14 protein-coding genes are annotated in these 14,806 nt (G+C 64.1%); 9 read left to right on the forward strand and 5 right to left on the reverse strand.

The window, feature by feature from the left end; genetic code table 11:
- Positions 1-20: 20 nt before the first annotated feature.
- A complete protein-coding gene (locus IVB23_RS18750) occupies positions 21-1,226 on the reverse strand; it encodes an ABC transporter substrate-binding protein (RefSeq protein WP_197969292.1) in 1,206 nt (401 codons plus the stop codon).
- A 296-nt stretch (positions 1,227-1,522) separates the two neighbouring features.
- On the opposite strand from IVB23_RS18750, the gene IVB23_RS18755 reads away from it, so the two are divergent.
- Positions 1,523-2,284, forward strand: a complete 762-nt coding sequence (locus tag IVB23_RS18755; protein WP_247804931.1) for a thermonuclease family protein — start codon at positions 1,523-1,525, stop codon at positions 2,282-2,284.
- 138 nt (positions 2,285-2,422) lie between these two features.
- The gene (locus IVB23_RS18760) at positions 2,423-3,814 is read left to right on the forward strand and encodes a M48 family metalloprotease (protein ID WP_247804932.1); all 1,392 of its coding nucleotides are present in this window, start codon (positions 2,423-2,425) and stop codon (positions 3,812-3,814) included.
- A 283-nt stretch (positions 3,815-4,097) separates the two neighbouring features.
- Here IVB23_RS18760 and IVB23_RS18765 read toward each other — a convergent pair whose 3' ends face one another.
- The gene (locus IVB23_RS18765; RefSeq protein WP_061882597.1) at positions 4,098-5,426 is read right to left on the reverse strand and encodes an MFS transporter; all 1,329 of its coding nucleotides are present in this window, start codon (positions 5,424-5,426) and stop codon (positions 4,098-4,100) included.
- Positions 5,427-5,607: 181 nt separating this feature from the next.
- On the opposite strand from IVB23_RS18765, the gene cyoA reads away from it, so the two are divergent.
- Genes cyoA through IVB23_RS18800 form a run of 7 tightly spaced genes read left to right on the forward strand, consistent with a single transcriptional unit; the run spans position 5,608 to position 12,563 of the window.
- Positions 5,608-6,768: a ubiquinol oxidase subunit II gene (gene cyoA / locus IVB23_RS18770; protein ID WP_247804629.1), complete on the forward strand. Its 1,161-nt coding sequence runs from the start codon at positions 5,608-5,610 to the stop codon at positions 6,766-6,768.
- A gap of 12 nt (positions 6,769-6,780) precedes the next feature.
- Positions 6,781-8,793, forward strand: a complete 2,013-nt coding sequence (gene cyoB / locus IVB23_RS18775; RefSeq protein WP_247804631.1) for a cytochrome o ubiquinol oxidase subunit I — start codon at positions 6,781-6,783, stop codon at positions 8,791-8,793.
- The gene (cyoC, locus tag IVB23_RS18780; protein ID WP_061882600.1) at positions 8,794-9,423 is read left to right on the forward strand and encodes a cytochrome o ubiquinol oxidase subunit III; all 630 of its coding nucleotides are present in this window, start codon (positions 8,794-8,796) and stop codon (positions 9,421-9,423) included. It begins immediately after the preceding gene.
- Positions 9,420-9,800 carry a cytochrome o ubiquinol oxidase subunit IV gene (gene cyoD / locus IVB23_RS18785; protein WP_131872609.1) on the forward strand — a complete coding sequence of 127 codons (381 nt, stop codon included), beginning with the start codon at positions 9,420-9,422 and terminating at the stop codon, positions 9,798-9,800. Before cyoC ends, cyoD begins: the two co-directional genes overlap by 4 nt.
- A gap of 13 nt (positions 9,801-9,813) precedes the next feature.
- Positions 9,814-10,665: an SURF1 family protein gene (locus IVB23_RS18790; RefSeq protein WP_247804633.1), complete on the forward strand. Its 852-nt coding sequence runs from the start codon at positions 9,814-9,816 to the stop codon at positions 10,663-10,665.
- Positions 10,637-12,040 (forward strand): ATP-binding protein, encoded by a 1,404-nt coding sequence (locus tag IVB23_RS18795; RefSeq protein WP_197969286.1) that lies wholly within the window; start codon positions 10,637-10,639, stop codon positions 12,038-12,040. The genes IVB23_RS18790 and IVB23_RS18795 overlap by 29 nt, the downstream gene beginning before the upstream one ends.
- Entirely contained in the window at positions 12,030-12,563 is a 534-nt protein-coding gene (locus IVB23_RS18800; RefSeq protein ID WP_061882604.1) for a response regulator transcription factor, read from the forward strand. The genes IVB23_RS18795 and IVB23_RS18800 overlap by 11 nt, the downstream gene beginning before the upstream one ends.
- A gap of 282 nt (positions 12,564-12,845) precedes the next feature.
- Here the strand turns inward: IVB23_RS18800 and IVB23_RS18805 are convergent, their stop codons facing one another.
- The 3 genes from IVB23_RS18805 to IVB23_RS18815 form a co-directional block, all read right to left on the reverse strand.
- On the reverse strand, positions 12,846-13,673 hold the full coding sequence (locus IVB23_RS18805) for a CarD family transcriptional regulator (RefSeq protein ID WP_247804635.1): 828 nt from the start codon (positions 13,671-13,673) through the stop codon (positions 12,846-12,848).
- Positions 13,674-14,017: 344 nt separating this feature from the next.
- The gene (gene fdxA, locus IVB23_RS18810; protein WP_247804636.1) at positions 14,018-14,356 is read right to left on the reverse strand and encodes a ferredoxin FdxA; all 339 of its coding nucleotides are present in this window, start codon (positions 14,354-14,356) and stop codon (positions 14,018-14,020) included.
- A 132-nt stretch (positions 14,357-14,488) separates the two neighbouring features.
- Entirely contained in the window at positions 14,489-14,713 is a 225-nt protein-coding gene (locus IVB23_RS18815) for a S4 domain-containing protein (RefSeq protein ID WP_061882605.1), read from the reverse strand.
- Positions 14,714-14,806 lie beyond the last annotated feature (93 nt).

Here is a 14,806-nt window from a genome sequence, read left to right on the forward strand (position 1 = left end):
TCGTGACTTACGTCACGCCGTCACTTCTTCACCAGCGGGCAGCGCGACTGCTCCAGTGACTGGAACGCCTCGTTGCCGGGGACGGTGGCGAGCAGCTTGTAGTCGTCCCAGCGGCCCTTGGACTCTGACGGCTTCTTCACCTCGAACAGATACATGTCGTGGATCATGCGGCCGTCCTCGCGGATCTTGCCATTCTTGGCGAAGAAGTCGTTGATCGGCGTTTCCTTCATCACCTTCATCACCGCCGCAGCGTCAGTCGTGCCGGCCGCCTTCACGGCCTTCAGGTAGTGTGTGACGGAGGAATAGACACCGGCCTGCGCCGAGGTCGGCACCCGCTTGGTGCGCTCCATGAAGCGCTTCGAGAAGGCGCGCGTGTCGTCGTTGAGGTCCCAGTAGAACGCCTCGGCCAGCAACAGGCCCTGCGCGGTCTCGAGCCCGATCGAATCGATATCGGAGACGAAGGCGAGCAGCGGCGAGACCTTCTGACCGCCCTTGGTGATGCCGAACTCGGCCGCCTGCTTGATCGCGTTGACGGTGTCGCCGCCGGCATTGGCAAGCCCGATGACTTTGGCTTTGGAAGCCTGGGCCTGCAGCAGGAACGAGGAGAAATCCGACGTGTTGAGCGGATGGCGCACGCTGCCGAGCACCTTGCCGCCGGTCTTGGTCACGACGCTGCCGGTGTCCTTCTCCAGGTCCTGGCCGAAGGCGTAGTCGGCGGTGAGGAAGAACCAGGTGTCGAGACCCGACTTCACAGCCGCAAGGCCGGTCACGTTGGCCTGGCCGTAGGTGTCGAACACGTAGTGCACGGTGTAGGGACCGCAGGCCTCGTTGGTGAGGCGGATCGAGCCCGGGCCGTTGAACATGATGATCTTGTTGCGCGCTTTCGCGATCTCGCCGGCGGCAAGCGCGGTCGCGGAGGCCGCGACGTCGTAGATCATCTCGACGCCCTGGTTGTCGAGCATGTCGCGGGCGATGTTGGCGGAGAGATCCGCCTTGTTGAGATGGTCGGCCGCCAGCACCTGGATCTTGCGCCCCAGCACCTCGCCTCCAAAATCCTCGACGGCCATTTTGGCCGCAGTCTCGCTGCCGGGACCGGTGATGTCGGCATACAGGCTCGACATGTCGAGGATGCCGCCGATCTTCAGCGGCGGCTTGTCCTGAGCCTGCGCCGCGCTTGCACTCAATGCAAAAGCGGCGGCAAAAATGCTGGGCAAAAGTCTCTTCATCGAAAACGATCTCCCTTTATCGCGCCGTACTCTGATGGCGGCTTGGTTATTGCTCTTGGCTATAGCTCATGGCTATAGCTGTTCGCTCTCGCTATTGCCGCAATCCTGCCGCATGCGCAACAGCGCAGCACGCATGCGGGTGTTGAGAGCACACGATTGCCGCGCGCGTTTTCCGCAAAGCGGAATGGTGAGATGCGGAGCCTCCGCGCCGTCACTGCGAGGAAGACTCTTCGCGGCCCACGGCGCTTGAGTTATGATCTGCCTGCAACGCAACCTCTCCGGGTCACGTGACGCGACTGCTTCATCTCATCGTCACATGTCTTCTCGTCGCGAGAAGCACCGCGCTCGCCAATCCGTGCCAGTTCGAATCCCAGGACGAAGGCCGCGTTGCCGCGATCGTCGATGCGCGCAGCGTGCGTCTCGACGACGGCCGCGAAATTCGCCTTAGCGGGATCGAGCCGACAGCGGCGACGAAGCAGGCGCTGGCCTCGCTGCTCTCCGGCCGCGACGTGACGCTGCGAAGCGCTGACGACACGCCCGATCGCTATGGCCGCCAGGGCGTGCTGGTCTTCGTCGGCGGAAGCGACACCCCGGTGCAGGCGACGCTGCTCGCCCGGGGCGACGCCATGGTCTCGGCCGAGATCGCGGAGAAGGACTGCGCGGCCTCCCTGATGGCGTCAGAAGCCGCGGCACGGCGCCAAAAAATTGGCAGCTGGGCTGACCCGTCGGCCATAAAAAACGCGGAAAGTCCGGACGATATTTTGGCGGAGATCGGGCGTTTTACGGTGGTCGAGGGCAAGGTCCTGTCGGTCCGGCAAGCTGGGGCAACGACCTACCTCAACTTCGGACGGAACTGGACACGTGGCTTTGCCGTGACTATTTCAAAGCGCACGCTGCCGGCGTTCGAAGGTGCCGGTATCAGCCTTAAGTCCCTGGAGAATAGGCGTATTCGAGTTCGGGGCTGGGTTGAGGGGAGTACGGGGCCGCGCATCGATGTGCGCCTCGTGGGGCAGGTCGAGTTGCTGGGCGCAAACGAGCCGACAGGGGTAAGGCCTTAAGGTCAGGCCAGGCACGGGTTAAGCGACGTGGATGGGGTGCTAGAACGGCACGTACGGGTTGAACGCCGCCGCCTGCGGGCGGCGCCGGCCGCGCTGTGCCTTGTTCTGGGCACGGCTGCTCTCGCCGGTTGTGGCGATATGGGCCGGTTCCAGACCGCAGCGGCCCCGGCGACCGTCGTGCTGCCGAAGCCGAAGCCCGCCGTGGCTCAAACCCCCGCCACCGAGAAGGAGCACGAGCGCATCCTGGCGAGCTATGGCGGCACCTATGACGATCCCAAGCTCGAGGCGCTGGTCAGCAAGACCGTCGACCGGCTGGTCGCGGCTTCCGACCGCCCCGACCAGGGCTACAAGGTCACCATCCTCAATTCCGGCGCGGTGAACGCGTTCGCACTGCCGAACGGCCAGCTCTATGTCACGCGCGGCCTGCTCGCGCTCGCCAGCGACACCTCCGAATTGTCTTCCGTGCTCAGCCACGAGATGGCGCATGTGCTGTCCAAGCACGCGGCGATGCGCGAGGACCAGGCCCGCCAGGCCGCGATCGTCACCCGCGTCGTCACCGACATGAGCAACGATCCGGATCTTACCGCGCTGGCGCTGGCCAAGACCAAGCTCACCATGGCGAGCTTCTCGCGCAAGCAGGAGATCGAGGCCGACGGCATCGGGGTCGGCATTTCCGCCAAGGCCCATTTCGATCCCTATGGCGCGGCGCGCTTCCTCTCGGCGATGGAGCGCAATGCCGAGCTGAAGGCCGGCAAGAGCTCGCTCGATCCGCGCGCGCAGGATTTCACCTCGTCGCACCCGGCAACCCCGGAGCGCGTGCAGAACGCGCAGAATATCGCGCGGCAATACACGGCGCCGGAGGGCGCCGAGCGCGACCGCGAAAGCTATCTCGCCGCGATCGACAACCTCGTCTATGGCGAAGATCCCAGCGAAGGTTTCGTCCGCGGCCGGCGTTTCCTGCATCCGAAGCTCGGCTTCACCTTCCAGGCGCCGGACAATTTCACGCTCGACAATACCGCGCAGGCCGTGATCGGCGTGCGCGAGGGCGGCGCGCAGGCGATGCGCTTCGACGTGGTGCGCGTGCCGGCCGAACAGTCGCTCGGCGATTACCTGAATTCGGGCTGGATGGAAGGCGTCGAGAAGGCGTCGACCGAGGATATCACGATCAACGGGTTTCCGGCAGCGTCCGCGACCGCCAAGGGCGATCAGTGGCAGTTCAAGGTCTATGCGCTGCGCTTCGGCAGCGACGTCTACCGCTTCATCTTCGCGACACGGCAGAGGTCGACCGAGAGCGATCGCAACGCGCGCGAGACTGTCAACTCGTTCCGTCGCCTGACACTCGAAGAGATCCAGGCTGCGCGCCCGCTGCGCATCAAGGTCATCACCGTGCAGCCCGGCGATACCGTGGAATCGCTCTCCCACCGCATGGCCGGCGTCGATCATCCCGCCGAGCGCTTCCGCGTGCTGAACGGCCTCGATCGCACCGCCCAGGTGAAGGTGCGCGATCGCGTGAAGATCGTGGCGGATTGACGTGCGCTAAGCGCACGTCATCCCGGGGCGCGCTTGGCGCGAACCCGGGATCTGGAGCAACACATTCCGCTGTCGTCCCGGACAAGCGTCAGCGCAGATCCGGGACCCATGGCCACGGGATTTGATTTGGCGAAGACTTCGGAGTGCTCAACCAGCTCCATAACCCCTCGCCGGGATTATGGGTCCCGGATCGGCGCTCCGCTCCAGACAACGCTGCGCGTTGTCTGGAGCTGCGCTTGTCCGGGACGACGACTTGAGTAGGAGGAAGCCGTCTGCGCGCCAATCAGCGCCCCGCGTCCATGTCGCCGGCCTCACGCTGGCCGCTGAGCCAGAGCGCGAGCAGGGTCCAGAACGCGCCCGAGAGCAGATACGCACCCGAAGCGATGACGCCGAGATTGGTGGCGAGCAGCAGCGCCACCAGCGGGGCAAAGCCGGCGCCGAACAGCCAGGCCATGTCGGAGGTCAATGCCGAAGCCGTGTAGCGGTACGTCTGCCGGAAGTTCGAGGCGATTGCACCGGAGGACTGGCCAAAGGAGAGGCCGAGCAGGATGAAGCCGATCACCATGTAGATGGTCTCTCCGAACGCGCCGGCATCAAGCAGCTGCGGGGCAAAGCCGCTATAGATAGCGATCGCGATCGCCGATCCCATCAGCAGCGATTTGCGGCCGACGCGGTCGGCGATGATCCCGGAGATCACGATCGCGGCGACACCGAACATGGCGGCGACGATCTCGATGATCAGGAAGCGCACCGGGCTCTCGCGGGTGAACAGGAACACCCAGGACAGCGGAAACACCGTGACCATGTGGAACAGCGCAAAGCTCGCCAGCGGCGCGAAGGCCCCGAGCATGATGTTCTGGCCTTCGCGCGCGACCGTCTCGGAGATGCGCGAGGGCTGCAATTCGCGGCTCTCGAACAGCGAGGCGTATTCTTCCGTCGTCACCATGCGCAGGCGCGCGAACAGCGCCACGACGTTGATGGCGAAGGCGACGAAGAACGGGTAGCGCCAGCCCCAGTCGAAGAAATCATCGGCCGAGAGGAGGCCGGCGAAATAGGCGAACAGCGCGCTCGCCACGATCAGGCCCAGCGGTGCGCCGAGCTGCGGCACCATCGCGTACCAGCCGCGCTGGGAAGCCGGTGCATTCAGCGCCAGCAGCGAAGCCATGCCGTCCCAGGCGCCGCCCCAGGCCAGACCCTGCGCGATGCGCGCCAGCGCCAGCAGCCAGATCGCGGCAACGCCGATCTCGTGATAGCCGGGCAGGAACGCGAGCGCGACGGTGGCGGTGCCGAGCAGGAACAGCGCCGAGATCAGCTTGGCCGTCTTGCCGTATTCCCGGTCGATCGTCATGAAAATGACGGTGCCGATCGGCCGGGCCATGAAGGCCAGCGCGAAGATCATGAACGAATAAAGCGTGCCGGTCAGTTCGCTCGCGAACGGAAACACCAGGCGCGGGAACACGATCACCGAGGCGATCGCGAAGACGAAGAAGTCGAAGAATTCCGAGGTGCGGCCGATGATGACGCCGATAGCGATCTCGCCTGGACTGGCCTGGTCGTGGCCATGCTCGCCCGTGTGGAGGTCTGCCATTGCGGGGGTCTGTGCCGTCGCCATTCGTGCGCCCTTAACGTCCTGAAAACCAAAGCCGACCGCCCGGCTGAAGGCCAGGCAATCCGGTTCTGTCTGTCCCAACATTCCGCACTGCAACATTGGACAAATTGTCCAATGTCCGGATTGTTGCATCGCAGCTACCCGTTGCCCCCGCAAAGGAAACTCATTCTCAAAGGCTCGGCCCGTGTCTCGTCTCAAGATCCTGGCGCTACTACCCCTGGCAGTTGCACTCAGCGGCTGCAACTACGTCGTGCTGGCGCCAGCCGGCGACATCGCTGCCCAGCAGCGCGACCTCGTCATCATCTCCACCGTCCTGATGCTCCTGATCGTCCTCCCCGTGATGGCGCTGACGGCGCTGTTCGCCTGGCGCTACCGCCAGTCCAACACGGCCGCTCGCTACGAGCCGGAATGGGACCACTCGACCAAGCTTGAGCTGGTGATCTGGTCGGCGCCGCTGCTGATCATCGTCTGCCTGGGCGCGCTGACCTGGATGGGCACGCATCTGCTCGATCCGTACCGCACGCTCGGCCGCATTCATGCCGACCGCGCCGTGGACCAGTCCAAGGCCCCGCTCGAGGTCGATGTCGTCGCGCTCGACTGGAAGTGGCTCTTCATCTATCCGGGCTACGGCATTGCGACCGTCAACGAGTTGGCCGCGCCCGTCGATCGTCGGATCAACTTCCGCATCACCGCCTCCTCGGTGATGAACTCGTTCTACATCCCCGCGCTCGCCGGCCAGATCTACGCAATGCCGGGCATGGAGACCAAGCTCCACGCCGTCGTCAACCACCCCGGCACCTACAAGGGGTTCTCGGCGAATTACAGCGGCGCCGGCTTCTCCGGCATGCACTTCAACTTCCAGGGCCTCGACGACAAGGGCTTTGACGCCTGGATCGCCAGCGCCAAGTCGGCCGGCGGCTCGCTCGGACGCGCCGAATATCTCCAGCTCGAAAAGCCCAGTCAGAACGAGCCGGTGCGGCGCTGGGGCACCGTCGATGCCGATCTCTACCGCCTGATCCTCAATATGTGCGTCGAGACCGGCAAGATGTGCCAGAGCGAGATGATGGCGATCGACGCCAAGGGCGGCGCCGGCCATCAGGGCCTGAACAACACGCTGCCCCTGGCCTACGACAAATACGCCCGCCGCGGCACCGCGTTTGGGCCGGAGCCGAGCTTCGTCGCCGGCACCTGCACGCCGGATGCGCCGCAGGGCAAGACCACCGCCTCGATCGCGGCCCCGACCGACACCATGCCGCTCATCGGCGCCGGCCTGAAGCGGCCGTCGTTCACGCCGCTCAAGTCCTCGTCCTTCTTCCTCGGACAGCGTCCGAAGTCAGACTCCTAGCAGAGATCCAGCATGTCTCCTGATTTTCTCAAGCTCATCTTCGGCCGGCTCATCTTCGGCCGGCTCACCTTCGAGTCACTGCCGCTGCACGAGCCGATCGTCGTCGGCACTTTCGTGGTGGTCGCGCTCGGCGGCGCCGCGCTGCTCGGCGGCCTCACCTATTTCCGTCTCTGGGGCTATCTCTGGCGCGAGTGGTTCACCACGGTGGACCACAAGCGCATCGGCATCATGTACATGATCCTCGGCATCGTGATGCTGCTGCGCGGCTTTGCCGACGCGCTGATGATGCGCGGCCAGCAGATGCTCGCCTTTGGCGGCTCCGAAGGCTATCTCAACGCCCATCACTACGACCAGGTCTTCACCGCCCACGGCGTGATCATGATCTTCTTCGTGGCGATGCCGCTGGTCACGGGCCTGATGAACTATGTCGTGCCGCTCCAGATCGGCGCACGCGACGTGTCGTTCCCGTTCCTGAACAATTTCAGCTTCTGGATGACGGTCGGCGGCGCGGTGCTGGTGATGGCCTCGCTGTTCATCGGCGAATTCGCCCGCACCGGCTGGCTGGCGTATCCGCCGCTCTCGAACATCGGCTACAGTCCCGATGTCGGCGTCGACTATTACATCTGGGCGCTGCAGGTCGCCGGCGTCGGAACGACGCTATCCGGCATCAACCTGATCTGTACCATCGTCAAGCTGCGGTGCCCCGGCATGACGATGATGAAGATGCCGGTGTTCACCTGGACCTCGCTCTGCACCAACGTCCTGATCGTCGCCTCCTTCCCGGTCCTGACCGTCGTGCTCGCGCTGCTCTCGCTCGACCGCTACGTCGGCACCAACTTCTTCACGAACGATTTCGGCGGCAGCCCGATGATGTACGTGAACCTGATCTGGATCTGGGGCCACCCCGAGGTCTACATCCTGGTTCTCCCGGCGTTCGGCATCTTCTCCGAGGTCACCTCGACCTTCTCGGGCAAGCGGCTGTTCGGCTACACCTCGATGGTCTACGCCACGGTCGTCATCACCATCCTGTCGTACCTGGTGTGGCTGCACCATTTCTTCACGATGGGTTCGGGCGCCAGCGTCAATTCGTTCTTCGGCATCACCACGATGATCATCTCGATCCCGACGGGCGCGAAGATGTTCAACTGGCTGTTCACGATGTATCGCGGCCGCATCCGCTACGAACTGCCGATGATGTGGACGATCGCCTTCATGCTGACCTTCGTGATCGGCGGCATGACCGGCGTTCTGCTCGCGGTGCCGCCGGCCGACTTCGTCCTGCACAACAGCCTGTTCCTGATCGCGCACTTCCACAACGTGATCATCGGCGGCGTGGTGTTCGGCGCGTTCGCCGGTATCAACTACTGGTTCCCGAAGGCGTTCGGCTTCAAGCTCGATCCGTTCTGGGGCAAGATGTCGTTCTGGTTCTGGGTCACCGGCTTCTATCTCGCCTTCATGCCGCTCTACGTGCTCGGACTGATGGGCGTGACCCGCCGCCTGCGCGTGTTCGAAGATCCCTCGCTTCAGATCTGGTTCGTCATCGCCGCGATCGGTGCCCTCTTCATCTTCATCGGCATCCTCTCCATGCTGATGCAGTTCGCGGTCAGTCTGCTCAAGCGCGAGCAGCTCAAGGACGTCACCGGCGATCCCTGGGACGCGCGTACGCTGGAATGGGCGACCTCCTCGCCCCCGCCGGACTACAACTTCGCCTTCACCCCGGTCGTTCACGACAATGACGCGTGGTGGGACATGAAGAAGCGCGGTTATCAGCGTCCGCTCACCGGGTTCAAGCCGATCCACATGCCCAGCAGCACCGGCACCGGCATCATCCTCGCCGGCCTTGCCACTGCGATGGGTTTCGGCCTGATCTGGTACATGTGGTGGCTGGCGGCCGCGAGCTTCATCGCGATGCTCGCCGTCGGGATCGGCCATACCTTCAACTATCACCGCGACTTCGACATTCCGGCTGAAGACATCATCCGGACGGAGGATTCGCGCACCAAACTGCTCGCCGGAGCCAAGTAAATGACTGTCGCTGTCAATCCCTCGCAAACCGGCGAGCCGCTCTTCTATCTCGCCGACGAACATCCGCATCCGGAAGGCTGGAGCACCGCGCTCGGCTTCTGGATCTACCTGATGAGCGACTGTCTCATCTTCGCGATCCTGTTCGCCACCTACGGCGTGCTCGGCGGCAATTATGCCGCCGGCCCCGCCCCGAAGGACCTGTTCGACCTGAACCTGGTCGCGGTGAACACCTCGATGCTGCTGCTGTCGTCGATCACCTACGGCTTTGCGATGCTGACGATGCAGCAGAACAAGGTCGCGCAGACGCAAGTCTGGCTGGCGATCACCGGCCTGTTCGGCCTCGCCTTCATCGGCATCGAGCTCTTCGAGTTCGCCCACATGATCCACGAGGGTGCCACGCCGCAGCGCAGTGCCTTCCTGTCGGCCTTCTTCACCTTGGTCGGCACCCACGGCCTGCACGTTTCGTGCGGCCTGATCTGGCTCGTGACGCTGATGGTGCAGGTCCAGAAGTTCGGCCTGATCGAGGCCAACCGCCGCCGCCTGATGTGCCTGTCGATGTTCTGGCACTTCCTCGACGTGGTCTGGATCGGCGTCTTCACCTTCGTCTATCTCCTGGGAGTTCTGCGATGAACACCGATACCCACGCCGCCCACGCGGACCATCATCACCATGGCGACGGCCACGCCCACGGCACGTTCTCGACCTATCTGCTCGGCTTCGTGCTCTCGGTGGTGCTCACCGCGATCCCGTTCTGGCTGGTGATGAGCGGGGCGCTTCCGAGCAAGCAGATCACCGCGCTGGTCATCATGGCCTTCGCGGTCGTTCAGATCGTCGTGCACATGATCTACTTCCTGCACATGAACACGACCTCCGAGAACGGCTGGAGCATGATGGCGCTGATCTTCACCATCGTGATGGTGGTGATCGCGCTGTCCGGTTCGCTGTGGGTGATGAGCCACCTCAACAGCAACATGATGCCGGTGCACCAGATGCCGGGAATGAACTGAGCGAGGCTCCGAGGTGAGCAAGACCGGGACCGTGACGAGCAAGCCAGGGGGAGAGCGCAGCGAGGCTGTGCGCGCCCCCTCCTTGTGGCTCACGGCCCTCTTGCTCATCGCCTTTGCAATTCTCGTCGCGCTCGGAGTTTGGCAGATCGAACGCCGGGCCTGGAAGCTTGCGCTGATCGACCGCGTCGAGCAGCGCGTTCATGCCCCGGCGCAGCCGGTTCCCTCGCCCGCGTCATGGCCCACCATCAGCGCCGCGAACGACGAATACAGGCACGTCCGCGTCAGCGGCCGCTTCCTGCATGACCGCGAGACTCTGGTTCAGGCTGTCACCGAGGAAGGTCCGGGCTATTGGGTGCTGACGCCGCTGAAGCGCAGCGACGGCACGCTGGTGCTGATCAATCGCGGCTTCGTGCCGTCCGAGCGGCGCGACGCATCGACGCGCAGGGACGGCAATCCCGACGGCCAGGTCGAGATCACCGGCCTGATCCGCATGACGGAGCCGGAGGGCGGATTTCTCCGGGACAACGCACCCCAGCACAACCGCTGGTACTCACGCGACGTCGCCGCGATTGCGGCGGCACGCGGCCTTCACGACGTCGCGCCCTTCTTCGTCGATGCCGACGCCGGATCACAAATCGCCGGCGGTCCGATCGGCGGATTGACCGTGATCCGCTTTCCCAATAACCACCTGATCTACGCGCTGACGTGGTTTGCCCTGGCTTTCATGCTGGCCGGTAAACTCTTCGTCACGTTCGGCGGCGGGCTGTTCCGCCGCAAGCGCTTCGTCCACGAAAGGGCCGGCGGCTCGGACGCCGTCGCCCGCAGGACGGGATCAGATGCTGGAACGATCGTCGAGCCGACCTGACGACGGGAAAACGCTTTCCCAGACGCTTGCGCGTGACGGGCTCGCCGTCACGCTGCAGTCGCAGGCCGATGCGCGCAGCGAGCTGATCGGCACCGCTCCGACCGACGACGAGACCAACCGCAAGAACATGGCGCTGTTGATCCAGCTGCGCTGGACCGCGGTGGTCGGCCAGATCGTGACCATCGGCGCCGTGCATTTTGGTCTCGGCATCCCCCTGCCATTGGAGCGGATGGGTGCGGTCATCGGCGCGCTGGTGCTGCTCAACGTGTCCAGCCTGGTCTGGGTGCGCCATCGCGCCGCGATCACCAATAACGAGCTCCTGGTCGCCCTGATGCTGGACGTCGCCGCGCTGACCGCGCAGCTCTATCTCTCAGGCGGCGCCACCAATCCCTTCACCTCGCTGTTCCTGCTCCAGGTGACGCTGGGCGCGGTGCTGCTCGATGCCCGCTCGACCTGGTCGCTGGTCGCACTGAGCTGCGCGAGCTTCGTCTGGCTGACATTGGCCCACCGGCCGCTCGACCTGCCGCCCAATCCGCTGAGCGAGACCTATACCCTCACCGTAACAGGCATGCTGCTCGGCTTCGTGCTCAACGCCGTGCTGCTGGTGGTGTTCGTCACCCGCATCAACAGGAATCTGCGTGAGCGCGATGCGCACCTGGCGGCGCTGCGTCAGAATGCCGCCGAGCAGGACCACATCGTGCGCATGGGCCTGCTCGCCTCCGGCGCGGCACATGAGCTCGGCACGCCGCTGGCCTCGCTCTCGGTGATCCTCAGCGACTGGCGTCGCATGCCGGATCTCGCCGCCGATCAGGAGCTCGCCGAGGACCTCGCGGAGATGGAAACCTCGCTGCAACGCTGCAAATCGATCGTCACGGGGATCCTGGTGTCGGCGGGCGAAGCGCGCGGCGAAGGCTCCTCGCCGACGACGGTGACGGCCTTCGTCACGGCACTGGTCGAAGAGTGGCGCAACGCGCGCTCGGCCCGCACGCTCTACTTCGTCAATACGTTCGGCGAGGACGTAGCGATCGTCTCCGACGTCGCGTTGAAGCAGGTGATCTTCAACGTGCTCGACAATGCCTATGAGGTCTCGCGCGACTGGGTCGAGCTCGTGGCCGAGCGCGAAGGCGACAATCTGGTGCTGTCGATCAGTGACCGTGGCCCGGGTTTTGCGCCGGAGATGCTGGCGCAGCTCGGCAAGCCCTACCACTCGAGCAAGGGGCGCGCCGGCGGCGGGCTCGGCCTGTTCCTGGTGGTGAACGTCGTACGCAAATTGGGGGGCACCGTGACTGCCGAGAACCACAGGAAGCGCGGCGCCACGGTGCGTCTGACGTTGCCGCTCGCAACGCTCGCGATCGGAGGGAATTTTGACGCCTGACCGCTCGCTCATCGTCGTCGAGGACGACGCCGGCTTCGCGCGCACGCTGAAGCGCTCGTTCGAGCGCCGCGGCTACGAGGTCGTTCTCGCCGCCACGATCGAGGAGGTGCGCCAGGTGCTGGAGCAACGCTCATTCGGCCACGCCGTGGTCGACCTCAAGCTCGGCGGCGCCTCGGGCCTTGCCTGCGTCGAGCTCTTGCACACGCATGATCCGGACATGCTGATCGTGGTGCTGACCGGCTTTGCCAGCATCTCCACCGCCGTCGAAGCGATCAAGCTGGGCGCATGCCACTATCTGGCAAAGCCGTCGAACACCGATGACATCGAAGCCGCCTTCACCAAGGCCGAAGGGAACGCCGAGGTCGCACTCGACGCACGGCCGACCTCGATCAAGACGCTGGAATGGGAGCGCATCCACCAGACCCTGATCGAGACCGAGTTCAACATCTCGGAAGCGGCACGACGGCTGGGCATGCACCGGCGGACGCTGGCAAGGAAGCTCGAGAAGCGGCCGGTGAAGTGATGAAAGCGTCGCGCGTCGTTTGACGAAGACTCTCTCCTCTCGTCGTCCCGGCGAACGCCGGGACCCATACCGCGGAATCTATCGTTGCGATCGGTAGGCGTACCGAACGACTAATCTTCGTCAAATTTCTCCCTGGGGTTATGGGTTCCGGCGTTCGCCGGGACGACATCGAATTTGTTGAGATGCCTTTGCGCAAAGCTCCGGTCGTTCCAGATGACGGTCCCCAAACAAAAAGCCCGGCCGAACGGCCGGGCTTCTGATCTCTTGCGTTCGACGCGGGGCTTACGCCGCCTCGTCGGCGACGGTGGTGTCGTCGCCATCGGTATCGTCCGTCTCACCCTCGGCATCCGCGTCGGCTTCGCCCTCGGCGGCTTCCGCCTTGGCGTTGCGGCGCGGGCTCTTGGCGAGCTGGGCTTCGATCTCCTTGACCGCTTCGGTCTCGGTCGAGTGCTGCACCACCGCGATCTCGCGGGAGAGACGGTCGAGCGCCGCTTCATAGAGCTGACGTTCGCTGTAGGACTGCTCCGGCTGCGACTCCGAGCGATAGAGGTCGCGCACGACTTCCGCGATCGCGACGATGTCGCCCGAATTGATCTTCGCTTCGTATTCCTGGGCGCGGCGCGACCACATGGTGCGCTTGACGCGGGCGCGGCCCTTGAGCGTCTCCAGCGCCTTCTTGACCAGCGCCGGATCGGACAGCTTGCGCATCCCGACATTGGCGACCTTGGCGGTGGGCACGCGCAGCGTCATCTTGTCCTTGATGAAGTTGATGACGAACAGCTCGAGCTTCGCACCGGCGATCTCCTGCTCCTCGATGGCCAGGATCTGGCCGACGCCGTGAGCGGGATAGACGACGAACTCGTTGGCCTTGAAGCCCTGACGCTGGGTCACGACCTTCTTTTCCTCGACCTTCGGCGCAGCAGCGGGCTTGGCAGCCGGCTTTGTGACGGCGGGAGCCTTGGCAGGCGCAGCAGCAACAGGAGCCTTCGTCACGGGCTTGGCAGCGGCAGCGGGAGCCTTGGCAGTTACCGGCTTTGCAGTCACAGGCTTGGCGGCAGAAGGCTTGGCAGCGGTCGCTTTCGCGGCCGGTTTGGCAGTCTTGTTAGGCATTGCGCTTCTTTTGTTCTTCGAGGACTTTGCAGCCGGCGCCTTCGTCGCGGTCCGACCCTTGGATGCGCTACGGCTGGCCGCGGCGACTTTTTTGGCCTCCTTATGGGAAGCCCTCGCTGAAGTACTCTTTTTACGCGTTTTCTGTGACACAGCCTGCGCGCGGAAACTGCCACGCCCCTGTTCGACATTTGGTTTCACGGGAACCCTGAGGGGCCAAACGGGCTGACGGGGTTCGGCTTAATGTGCTCAATATAGCACATTTCCCGCAAAAATCAATGATTTAGGGGTCTTGAGGGCTGGTTTTCGGCGGCAGCGGCGCTATTAGGGTTAAGTTTGGGCGCGAATTAGTCCCCCGAGCCCGGGTTCGGAGAAAAATATTTCTCGAACTTGCCTTCCAAGCCGTCGAATTCCTTGGCGTCGGCGGGCGATTCTTTCTTCTGGGTGATGTTGGGCCAGCTCTTGGCGTAGTCGGCGTTGACCTGGAGCCACTTTTCCAGGCCCGGTTCCGTGTCCGGCTTAATGGCGTCGGCGGGGCATTCCGGCTCGCACACGCCGCAATCGATGCACTCGTCGGGGTGGATGACCAGCATGTTGTCGCCTTCGTAGAAGCAGTCGACCGGGCAGACCTCGACGCAGTCGGTGTACTTGCACTTGATGCAGTTTTCAGTGACGACGTAAGTCATCCAACGCTCCGAAAAGCTCTTTTAAAAGTCGTGGCTTGCGTAGCGCGGATGGCCCGGCGCTGCAAGATCGGGAAGGCCGATCATGACGGCTTTGCGCCGTTTGATCGACCAAGAAATGAATACATAGCGCAATTAATTGCGCGTCCCGAGCTCCTCATAGAGCACCCGTGCCGAGGCAGCATCGCCGCGGCGTTCGTTGAAGCCCGTCACCTTCAGGACGCGCACCGTGCGATCGAGCGCGACGGTGAGCACGTCGCCGATCTTGACGGCATGCCCCGGCGAGGTCTCGCGCGCGCCGTTGATGCGGACATGGCCGGTGACGACGAGCTCGGCGGCGGAGGTGCGCGCCTTCACCACCCGCGCATGCCACAGCCATTTGTCGAGGCGCTGCCGCTCGGTCGTCGTGACTCTACTCCTTGCTCCTTCCGACGCATTGTCTTCACGCGAACA

This window comes from Bradyrhizobium sp. 191, assembly GCF_023100985.1.
GTDB lineage: Bacteria > Pseudomonadota > Alphaproteobacteria > Rhizobiales > Xanthobacteraceae > Bradyrhizobium > Bradyrhizobium diversitatis.

Coding starts and splice junctions, on each gene's coding strand:
- IVB23_RS18750 (WP_197969292.1), bottom strand. CDS start 1,226: ATGAAGAGACTTTTGCCCAGCATTTTTGCCGCCGCTTTTGCATTGAGT.
- IVB23_RS18760 (WP_247804932.1), top strand. CDS start 2,423: ATGGGCCGGTTCCAGACCGCAGCGGCCCCGGCGACCGTCGTGCTGCCG.
- IVB23_RS18765 (WP_061882597.1), bottom strand. CDS start 5,426: ATGGCGACGGCACAGACCCCCGCAATGGCAGACCTCCACACGGGCGAG.
- cyoB (WP_247804631.1), top strand. CDS start 6,781: ATGTCTCCTGATTTTCTCAAGCTCATCTTCGGCCGGCTCATCTTCGGC.
- cyoC (WP_061882600.1), top strand. CDS start 8,794: ATGACTGTCGCTGTCAATCCCTCGCAAACCGGCGAGCCGCTCTTCTAT.
- cyoD (WP_131872609.1), top strand. CDS start 9,420: ATGAACACCGATACCCACGCCGCCCACGCGGACCATCATCACCATGGC.
- IVB23_RS18795 (WP_197969286.1), top strand. CDS start 10,637: ATGCTGGAACGATCGTCGAGCCGACCTGACGACGGGAAAACGCTTTCC.
- IVB23_RS18805 (WP_247804635.1), bottom strand. CDS start 13,673: ATGCCTAACAAGACTGCCAAACCGGCCGCGAAAGCGACCGCTGCCAAG.
- fdxA (WP_247804636.1), bottom strand. CDS start 14,356: ATGACTTACGTCGTCACTGAAAACTGCATCAAGTGCAAGTACACCGAC.